This is a genomic window from Coprobacter tertius (assembly GCF_024330105.1).
Lineage (GTDB): Bacteria > Bacteroidota > Bacteroidia > Bacteroidales > Coprobacteraceae > Coprobacter > Coprobacter tertius.
In genome coordinates this window covers 86,835-97,829 of record NZ_JANDHW010000010.1, presented here as the reverse complement: position 1 = coordinate 97,829, position 10,995 = coordinate 86,835, and the positions used below count along the sequence as shown (strand labels likewise).

Genomic DNA, 10,995 nt, shown 5'->3' with positions numbered 1-10,995 from the left:
TAGCTGTTTCTGATCACACAAAGATAACATTTTGAAAGCAAAATACAACGGATGGGTGCCTGTGTATTTCTGATTGTTGGCTGTTTCTGATGACACAAAGATAACATTTTGAAAGCAAAATACAACTACAAATAGCTTTTCGCCCGTATAATCTAGCTGTTTCTGATCACACAAAGATAACATTTTGAAAGCAAAATACAACGGATGGGTGCCTGTGTATTTCTGATTGTTGGCTGTTTCTGATGACACAAAGATAACATTTTGAAAGCAAAATACAACTACAAATAGCTTTTCGCCCGTATAATCTAGCTGTTTCTGATCACACAAAGATAACATTTTGAAAGCAAAATACAACAATATGTCTTTACCGATAAAAACACAGGCAGCTGTTTTTAATCACACAAAGGTAACACTTTGAAAGCAAAATACCCCCACTACTTAATTATACTAATATCGCAATTTCTTATTTTACTTGACCTTTTCCGGAATACCGTATGTTTATTCGTAACTTGTTTTCTTTTTGAAGATTCATATATTTTAATCTGTAAACAGATAAATACGAATAAAAAAGAGTTACCCCTAAACGAGCAACTCTTTTAAGAATATATTCTGATATAGAATTTATTTTTTCAACATCTTTTCTTTGAGTATCGGCATATAATACCCTCCGACAACCGAACGAGCTTGGAAACCATGTTGCGTTCCCAGAATCGTTTCGTGCCAGTCACTGATGGGAACCCGGGAAGTTGTCTCATTTGCATACAACCACACCGGATCTACCAATGCATTGAATGTATCGGCTTCTTCCGCCATTGTTGCAGTCCAAAGAATCCAATCCGACTTTGTATAATCCCTTCGGTTGTCCAACGGTAACCCGTATTTATTCTGTTTGCTGAGGTAATATGCGAGTTCCTTCTTATATATATACTCAGGAAACAGGCCGGTCTCAAATAATTTATCCCATACCATATTATATTTCTGGCTCCAGGTATTGGGTTTATCAAACGTTAAACGGTAGTGATCTCCATCATTAGCCATTTCTTCCCATTTTCGAGCCATTTCCTTCGCTGCAGTCATATATTTTTCGGATATCTCTTTTTTACCCATCAAATCGGCCATTTTAGCATACCCGGAAATCCCGACAATCGCTTTTACCGAAAGATTCACATTATGTGCGAAATGTCCCGCAAAATCATCAGTACATAACTGATTTTCAGGATCGAGTCCATTTTCAAGCAAATAATTAGCCCAAGTGGTAAGAACATCCCAATGCTTTTCTGCATAATCCGTATTTCCATCGATAAGGGTAACAGCCGTAGTCATTATCAGCATATTACCACTTTCTTCCACCGGCATGTCTCCGCCATAGGTCTGTCCGTTAGCCATAGGATACGTACCCACATCATGCGCGGCAAAAGGCTTATTCCATTTACCACTTTCACTGTAATAGAAAATATGATTCATCAATCCCTTTGCCAAATCGGTATTATAAACGAGGAATAAAGGAATAGAAGGATACGAAATATCTACCGTACCGATCGAACCGTTACTAAAATTCTCTTTCGATAAGAAAAGTAATTCCCCTTTCTTATCTTCTACCAGCTTATGCGCCGATATAGCCTGACGATAAACTAAGGCACAGAGATCGGCATATTTTTCACCACCAACTTCTGAAGCCCGTTTCATCAAATCTTTATCAAAGGCTGCACATTTATCCATAACCGGAGTATAATCCTGTGCCGCGGAAGAAAGCTCGCCCATTATTGTTTTATCGCCTTTACGATTCCAATAAGGCAACAAGTTCTCACCGAAATACTGTATAGAATATCTGTCATCATAACCAACCATGATATAACCACAAACCGGTTTTTCTCCTACCTTTTGCAAATTATCGGATATAGCCAATACCTCCATTTCTTCAGAAATATCTCCCGTTAGTGTTTCATCAGCACTATTATCGAGTGCACTGTTCTTAACAAAAGCTTCTTGTACAACCGCAGCCCGACCGATTTGCGCCGTACGATTTTGCTTCTTTTCTCCGGAAAGGTAAAAATATCCCCAGTCGATACGTACATCATCCCCTTTCTGTCCCAGCACATCTTGTTCTTTCGTTCCGGTTTTCAAAACGAACAGCTTCTCGTCAGGTTCCATTGAAGAAGTTACCGGTTGATAAATACGATCTTGCGCCCATTGAGGTGTAGCATCGAAATATACAGCTACATCATGGGATTTCCCGTCGACCGACTTTACCTGATATGTAATATAATTTACAGGACGCGAAAGCAAATCGAGATCATCCATCAACAGCGGAGAAGTAAAAATCACATCCAGCAAAACCCCTCCGCATTCGAAGGCATAATAAGTCTGAGTAGGCATTACATTTGCCGAAACCTGTTTCGCAGCCATTGGAAATACCGGAGTAAACTCAGGCTTTTCCCAAATACCGAAATCAAGATAAGCACCTCCTACCGGATTTTTACAATGCGCCGCAATTATATTTTTACCCGGTTTCAATAAAGCCTTCAACTCACCGGTTAAAGGTTTCATCTGTTTCATGGCACAGGCATTTCCCGTATTAACAACCTCTTTACCGTTAATATACAATTCGAGATTATCGTCATGAGAATATTCCAGGATTAAATCTTTCGTCAATAATTCTGGTTCTATTTCTATTGTACGGCGTACCCAAATATCAGTACCGGGCCAATCGGTTTTTACCGTTTTAGCCGGAGTTCCGAAAGCTCCGGTTCCTTTTTTCCAAGCAGAATCGTTAAAATCTGGATTCATCCATTCCGACGCCGGTTTTTCAAAAGTATAATTCCCTTTCCAAGGAGCTTTATCGGCCGTATTTACCACTTGCTTCATCACAGCCTTTTCGTTACCCATAAAACGATAGCATTCACCATCCACTTTAATAATTCCCAACATAGGAAAATCGTGTCCGGTCCAATGTTTTACCGGTAAATCGTATAAATTATCCGCCATCGACCATGCCGAGGTATATGGATCGATCGTTATCAACGGATAGGCCGGAGCGCGCAAGTCATTCACCTGTGCAGGAGTATAATATTTATCACTCCCGCAAGAGGTTAGCCACAACAAGGCGCCGATACCTATTGCGAGATGTTTAGCATAATGTTTGAATTTCATTTCTTTATAAATTATTTAATAATGAACTTTTATTTTCGTTTACCAATCGCAGTATCAATTCTCCAAAAAGAGTATTAGCCCACGCAAACCAATGTCTTGTAAAATTATGCGTATTGTCTTTATTGAATGTCTCGTGCATAAATCCGGTATTATCATCGGTATCACGTAACATTCTCAAACAGTTACGTATCTCGTTATTATCGGTACTGGTTTCCGCTTTCATAATAATACTCATCGGCCATATCATATCATAACCCTGATGAGGACCGCCTATGCCTTCGCCTTTGCTTCCTTTAAAAAAATACGGATTATCGAGACTCCATACCAGTTTACGGGTATTGCGATAAACGGGATCGTTTACCGACATATTTGTCAGATAAGGCATTGCCAAAAGGCTCGGGATATTGGCATCATCCATAAAATAAGCATTTCCGTAACCATCTACCTCAAAAGCATATACTTTTCCGTATTTAGGATGGCGCACAATACCGTATTTATTTATAGCAGTCTGCACCTCATCGGCCAATGCCTTACAGTCGGCTGCAAGTTGGGTATTTCCGGTTACTTCAGTACAAATTTCGGCAATTTGACGTAATGACGCCACTGCAAATACATTCGAAGGAATCAGGAAGCCGAAAGTCGTAGCGTCATCCGAAGGCCGGAAAGAAGAAACGATAAGCCCGACAGGACTTACAGGATTCCCCCATCCTCCATTAGATAACGTATCTAATTGACGTTCGGTTTTTCGCTGAAAATTATACGATCCACGACCGTCTTTACGTTGCTGATCCCGGAATGTTTTATATACCGACTCCATAGCATTCGTCCAGTTTTTATCGAAAACAGAAGTGTCACCCGTCGTTCTCCAGTAATTATAAGCCAAACGAACCGGATAGCACAACGAATCGATCTCCCACTTACGTTCATAAACGTAAGGTTTCATTTCAGTCATATCCGACTCCCAGCTACTGCTTTTTTCAGTTTGTCCAAAAGCATTTGCATAAGGGTCCTGCAAGATACACCAGGTTTGACGATTGATTACTCCGGCAATTAATAACCGCAACGGCTCATCATTTTTACATAAAGGCAAATAAGGCCATACCTGGGCGCCCGAATCCCGTAGCCACATAGCATGTATATCACCAGTTATGACAAATGTATCGGGACGCTCTCCATTCATTTTAAATGATTCTATTGTTGTATCCAGCGTATTCGGAAAACAATTCTCGAACATCCAGGCCAATTTCGGATCTTTTATCTGTTTTTTTACCCGTGCAATCGTCTCTTCAACAGACTTAGAAGTAAATTTACGATTTGCAAGTTCCGGTCGTTTCGATACATAATCGGCAGTTCCTTTACCGTTGCCGGCTGCAAATGCCGAAACAGGTATGCTGCCCGAAGCAGCTAAAGCGGCCAATGCAAGCCCTCCCTTTTTCAGAAAATCTCGTCGTGTTGTCATAACTCTATATATTTATATTTAATATTACCATAATATATTAAAATCAGATCGGCAACAGCCATAAATACTCCGTTATACAAAAAAATCCCGGTCATGTAAATTTATATGTCATACATTACCGGGATTTTTCAATAGCGTTTATTCTATAACGCCTGTCCAACCACCGTTACGTACCATATGTAAGATAAGGGTCGTACTTTTGTTTACCGGCTGCTCTTTTTTCTTATAATCGAGAGCCTGACGATCGGCATTTATTCCATCTTCAAACGAAGTAAGCTTATACTTACGATTGTCTTCCAGAAAGTCTAAAGATATATTTATATCTCTTTCTTTATCATTCGTAATGCCACCGATATACCATTTATCACCTTTACGTTTGGCTACGACCAACGATTTTCCAATCTCGGCTTGTAAAACTCGTGTCTCGTCCCAGGTAACCGGCACGCTGGTAATATATTCGGTACATTCGCGTTCGCGATAATAATTGGTAGGGTTATCAGCAAGCATTTGCAATCCGCTTTCAAATACAACGAAAAGAGCCATCTGATAGGCACGTGTACCAATAGCAGCAGAATTAGGGCGTCTAGAACAATACACCTCGGGCTGCATACTTATCATTGCGCCCGGAGTATAATCCATCGCACCCACAGCATTTCGCATAAAAGGCAGATAAATATTATTTTCGGGAGTAGCGCCACCCATTTGTTCCATTCCCCTTACCCCTTCATAAGAAAGAATATTGGGGTAAGCACGTTCCATACCAGCAGGCTTGAACGATCCGTGAAAATCAACGAATAGTTTATGTTTTGCAGCTTCTTTCGCTACACGTTCGTAATAATTTACCATCCACTGGTCGCTACGATCCATAAAATCGATTTTAACCCCTGCAATACCCCAATCGCTGAAAGTTTTAAACAAGTCGAAATTATTTTCTACTGTCAACCAGGTCAACCAAAGAACAATGCCTACGTTCTTTTCTTTTCCGTAACGAATCAGTTCGGGCAAATTTACATTGGGATTAGGAGTATAAGGATCACGGGTAGATTTTGCCCATCCTTCATCCATAATAATATAAGGAATACCGAATTCCGAAGCAAAATCGATAAAATATTTGTAAGTTTCGAGATTACATCCGTATTTAAAATCTACATGATAAGGAGAAGCTCCGTTCCACCATTCCCAACTTACCTGTCCGGGTTTTATCCAACTGATATCTTCCAGTTCACACGGACGAGAGAGTTTATATACCATCTCATTACCTACAATATCGGCATCATTTTTACCGATAACAAAAGTACGCCACGGATACTTTCTTTTTCCCGAGGTTTTGGCAATGTAATCGGCTTCTTTCAAGATAGAAAGACTTCTGTCACCGTCTTCTCCGAATTCGAGCGGATATTTCGGGAATGCAGATACCAGACCGTTACTCCCCGTTCCTTTGAAAAACAGACAAGGATAATCGAACAAATCGGCTTCGGAAACTAAAATACTATATTCTTTATCCGTTTGTACAAGTATAGGCAGATAACTCATACGGTCATCGCTCTTCCATTCATCCAGTTTTACATGGCTATAGGGATATTCGTATGAAGTTTTAAAAGAAGGAGTCTTGGATATATGAGTCAAGTAATTCCCTGCAAAATTTAGATCGACCCTCTCTCCTTTTACTTCCGAAATATCTTTCCGATTGGTTATGAAACGATACGCTATACCGTCGTTATAGGCTCTGAATTCTACAGAATACCCCCCTTTAAAATTCAATAACAAAGTATTACAATGATTTTTTATTTGCGCGTTTTTTGTCGGTACTTCCCGATCGATCGTTTCATTTATAACCCCGCGTTTATTACCGGTAAGCTTAGGACTCTTCCCTAATACAGTACCATTGACATCGAGAGCCAAAACACAATCCTGCATCAACAAATCCGAGTCATAAGATACATCATAACTGATATTATCCCCTACTTTAACGTTTACACGTATGTGTTTGTCGGGCGAAGTTAACTCTATTTCCTTGGCCGATAACGTATTCGTTACTCCCAAAAATATTAAAGACATCACCAATAATCGCACTTTTCCTGGTATTGTTTTCATGTTAAATATTAAATTAATTAGTTTATAAGCTAATGATATGACGAATCTACCAATTAAATATACCGAATATAATGTAAGAATTACATTTCTTTCACATTTGGTGTCTTAAATACACACATTACTCCGTTACAAAAATATGCATTTTTTATTTTATACCTAATTATTTCTATTACAATTAATGTAAATATTCAAGATATACTCATTTTTTTCAAAATTATTTACTACATTCAAAAAGGGGATGACATCGTAACATGTCATCCCCCATTACTAATCTGTATTCTCTGTTATTCTTAAATTTCTTTTATCAAACCAAATTCTACCGGACGACCTTCAGCACAGGTTACTTTTAAAATCGTTCTATCCGCTTCATATTCAACAGTAACCAAAGGAGATATATCTGCCAAAGACCAATTTCCCCGCAAACAAATCTCTTTAATAACAGGGCGTGATGGTTTTGCTGTCGTATAAGTCTTTTCCTCCAGATGCAAAGACGGATCGCATACACTCATAATACAAGTTTCTTTGCCTGTTTCCCGCATCATCACCAACGTTTCTCCCGTAATAGCCGAGACAGAAGTTTCCTGCAAATCGTTCATAGTTTCGAAAACCACAAATCCGATTATCCCGCTAATATCGTCACGTACTATATGTGCAATACTGTCTTTTCTCAAAACCGTATATCCCGGTATTATTTTACCGGATGGCTGTACAGCAACCATATATTCATAACCTGCATGACGGGGTGAACAACCGTGCGATAACCAGGCAGAAACGAAATTACCTTTTGTAGGATTTTTCTTTTTATTATCTCTCGAATATTGTTCACATTTGGAAATATGTAAATCTTGTCCTGCCGGAATATAATATACATTTCCTTTTGTATCCGATAACCATGCATCAGCAGAATTTTTTATTTCTTTTGATAAGGGAAAAATATCCCAAGTCTTACCGTTATAAAAAACTGTATCGTTTTTATCCTCCAGTGCCAATTGAAACAAGGTAGTTTCTGTCGGGAAATCTTTATTATCGTTACTAATCGAGGAAGCAAGACAGATCATTCTGTTATCGAAACAGAAAACCGATTTACGGGCATGAAAAGAAGGATTAAAATTCTTACGATTTCGTTCTTGTAATTTCATTCCGAAAATACCGTTCATACCCTCCAGTGAAGACGATCCCGCGAAATTCTCGGGAGAATGTTCCATGAGTGTCCCTGTTAAAGGACTTTCAAGTATTTCGAGGGGCAGATGTATGGTTGTGGTACCGGGTAACCGATTCCAGTCCCAGCCGTTTTCGGCAAAACCGCTTTCTTTTGCGCTAACGGGATTCCCATTAGCATATATCTGCACCGAACCATAACTTTGGTAACGACCGTAACGATTATCCGATACATATATTTCCGAAGACCAGACATCGGAATTATATCCCTTAAGAGTAACCATCCAATTGTCTCTCCTGAAAATTCCGGTGGCACCGTAATTATATACAAAAAATCCCGAAGGAGCCACCGCTTCTTGAATACCCTTTTCCTCAAAACGTTTACGATAAAAATCGGACCGAGGTTTTAAACGAAGATAGTCTGCCGCTAACTCTTCATCGATTTCATTTTTATTTTCGGCATGTATTCCTCGTTCGGCCAATAAAGCGAATGTTTTTACCGCATCTTCCGAAATGCTGCCGTCGAAAGGATGCCTGCCCGATATACCGATGCCCCAATCTCGTAAATTACTATAGTTTCGCATGGTTTGTAAAGCCAATTTCAAATGCGAAGCCGCCTTAGCGGTAATGGTAAAAGACGTTTTATTCGTAAGTTCGAGATATACACCCAATGTACCTATAGCACCTATCGAGTATGCGGGATAAAATCCGCCATGATGAAACATAGTCCCGTCTGTTTTTATACCACCAATCGTTCCGGGAGTAAAATCGAGCGAACCGCTCAACCAACGGCTAATTCCCTGCATAGAACGCAATTGCTCAGGCAAATCAGGTTGAAGAATAGCGCATATTACTTTGGGCAAAAGCAGTGTATTCCAAGAATCGAGCAATTCATCCCGGCCATATACATAGGGAATACGCGTTTCAGACAAAGCACTCCAATAGGTAAGAGTACGTATTATTTCACGACCTTCGGCGTGGGCTTCGCGTAATTCGTCCCGCATCATCCAGGCCGCTTTATAAATATTTCGTACCTGATAACCATAATGATGATTGGTTCCCATGCCGCTTCCCCATGCAAATCCCTGATCGATAGCATAATCGAATACATCGAAAAACGCTTTACGGGAAGATTCGTTTCCGTTATACTTCCAATCGCAGGCAAACTGATATAACATGGTTTCAACATCGTTGAGAGTGAGTTCTCCGGCTTTTTTGTCACACTCGTCTTTCGATAAAAGCGGAGCACCGATCCATCTTCCTTTTACCTTATGTATTCCCGCTTGTTTATATATTTCCGTTGCCTTATTTATATTCACCTTTCTCCCGGGGGGTACCAGCATTTTATCCAACCTTGCCGCTACGGTTTCGATGTCTTTCTTTACGTTATTATCTACATTCGAGATTAAAGGAATATCGTACGGATTGTTTTCCCATTCGTATAATCGGCACCAGTGCCAGAGTTCGCGGGTGGGTAACCGGTTATTCTTCGGTAGCTGAAAATCAGGAGTCGCCTGATGATGAACTCCTTGTTGAGGGAAATCTATGCGGCTGAATAGTAAATTTCCTTTTTTTATACCGATTGGAGACTCTATAATCCAGCTTTCCAACTTTTTCTTGCCATGGTCCCCCTGCATATTAGCAAAACTTATCCAGCAAGCTCTCCACCCTGAAAAATCGAGGTTGAAATCGAAATAATAAGGGATAGAGCCATCTTCATCTTCAAATTTTATTTTTAACGGACTCTTTAGTGCGGTATTATTATAAATCCACATAGTAAGTCCGCCCCGACGGGTTTCGAGAGCTTTGTTAAGAATTTCTGGAACAGAGAATACGAGTTTTTGTTCTTCTTTTTTCCATTGCCACGCAAGCGAAGGGCCTTTTCCTTTCGTAAAAATGCTATCTAATGAAATCTTCGCACCCGAAGTCGTCCCAATGTCTTTGCATATTCCATCTGAGAAATCGATTCTTTCTGCTTTTATTTCTGAAAACAGGCAAAGAACGATAATAATAAAATATAACTTTTTCATATTGTTTCTCCCGGATATATTAATGTTCGTTGATTTGAAAATATCATCCTGCAGGAAATCGTACTTATTACGATTCTAATATAAAATCAATTTTTTGATTTTACTTCGAATGTTATTTCTCTCATCACTTTGCTTTCTCCATAAATATTACTGTTACCGGCAATAAATGTAACCGTATATGTACCCGGGACGGTATAAATGTGCGAATAACTATCGAGCCTCACATTTATATTTTTAATTACTTCGCTTTTATCCGGTTCGCATCCATTTAACTGCAAATTGCTCGAGATAAGCCAATCGTCGTTTTCCCAAGCCGGAGTTTTCGCACAACCTTGTATCTCTATATTCTTCGTATCTGTCAGATTCCAGGTGCCTTTCATCCCTTTTCCGTTGAAATAAGCATTCCCCGATTGAGGACTTAAATCCTGAGGAAGCATATCGAATGCCGAAAAACCCATATCGGCAGCCGTAAGCGAATAAACAACTCCGTTTTTATAAACCGTTTCGAGACTGAAGCCGAAAATTTTCCATGTACGCTGAGATTCATTCGGAACGAGCGGCCCAGTTTGGTAACGGAAAGCGAATGTAGCGTCTGACGCATATTTAGATACATCGATGTCTTTTTCATATGTCTCAGTCACTACGTTAGTACTACCATTCCCTGCTTTCGCGGGGAACTCTTCCTGACTTACCACTGTTTCCCATCCATTGAAGGTAGTAAGTAAATTGTGATCTGCATCTTTATTATTTCCGGCCAGTCCCGGGAACCCGGAAGTTGCCATTAATGTAAGGGTTTTGGGATATTTGGCACCATATTTCGAGTCTACAGTAAATCGTATTTTACACGATTCTATATCTTCAGGAGCATATTCTGTTCGGTCTCGATATTTATATTCATGACCTAAATCACCCGACCAAAAGGTAATATAATCGGGATTACCGTCGAATAAAAAAGTTACTTCGTCTCCCGCCAGATAGGTATTATCCGGAGAAAGTGTAACGCCGAAACTGACGTCTTCTGAAATCTTGTTACAGGAAGATAATAAAGCGACCAGTAAGATTCCACAGGCATATTTATGTATATTCATTTTTTCTATATTTATG

At 39.6% G+C, this 10,995-nt stretch carries 6 protein-coding genes; all 6 read right to left on the bottom strand.

The window, feature by feature from the left end; genetic code table 11:
* A partial coding sequence (locus NMU02_RS13775) for a hypothetical protein (RefSeq protein WP_435522038.1) occupies window positions 1-249 on the bottom strand: 249 nt, incomplete at its 3' end.
* A gap of 372 nt (window positions 250-621) precedes the next feature.
* Window positions 622-3,150, bottom strand: coding sequence for a glutaminase family protein (locus tag NMU02_RS10570; protein WP_255027851.1), 2,529 nt, complete (start codon window positions 3,148-3,150; stop codon window positions 622-624).
* A 4-nt stretch (window positions 3,151-3,154) separates the two neighbouring features.
* A complete protein-coding gene (locus tag NMU02_RS10565) occupies window positions 3,155-4,609 on the bottom strand; it encodes a glycoside hydrolase family 125 protein (RefSeq protein WP_255027850.1) in 1,455 nt (484 codons plus the stop codon).
* Window positions 4,610-4,747: 138 nt separating this feature from the next.
* The gene (locus NMU02_RS10560) at window positions 4,748-6,703 is read right to left on the bottom strand and encodes a glycoside hydrolase family 97 protein (RefSeq protein WP_290427139.1); all 1,956 of its coding nucleotides are present in this window, start codon (window positions 6,701-6,703) and stop codon (window positions 4,748-4,750) included.
* Window positions 6,704-6,993: 290 nt separating this feature from the next.
* Complete coding sequence (locus NMU02_RS10555) at window positions 6,994-9,891, bottom strand: chondroitinase family polysaccharide lyase (protein WP_255027849.1); 2,898 nt, start codon at window positions 9,889-9,891, stop codon at window positions 6,994-6,996.
* 86 nt (window positions 9,892-9,977) lie between these two features.
* Window positions 9,978-10,979 (bottom strand): DUF5017 domain-containing protein, encoded by a 1,002-nt coding sequence (locus NMU02_RS10550; RefSeq protein WP_255027848.1) that lies wholly within the window; start codon window positions 10,977-10,979, stop codon window positions 9,978-9,980.
* Window positions 10,980-10,995 lie beyond the last annotated feature (16 nt).

Bases quoted from the DNA above. Each gene is read 5' to 3' on its own strand.
- NMU02_RS10570 (WP_255027851.1), bottom strand. From the start codon at position 3,150: ATGAAATTCAAACATTATGCTAAACATCTCGCAATAGGTATCGGCGCC.
- NMU02_RS10565 (WP_255027850.1), bottom strand. From the start codon at position 4,609: ATGACAACACGACGAGATTTTCTGAAAAAGGGAGGGCTTGCATTGGCC.
- NMU02_RS10560 (WP_290427139.1), bottom strand. From the start codon at position 6,703: ATGAAAACAATACCAGGAAAAGTGCGATTATTGGTGATGTCTTTAATA.
- NMU02_RS10555 (WP_255027849.1), bottom strand. From the start codon at position 9,891: ATGAAAAAGTTATATTTTATTATTATCGTTCTTTGCCTGTTTTCAGAA.
- NMU02_RS10550 (WP_255027848.1), bottom strand. From the start codon at position 10,979: ATGAATATACATAAATATGCCTGTGGAATCTTACTGGTCGCTTTATTA.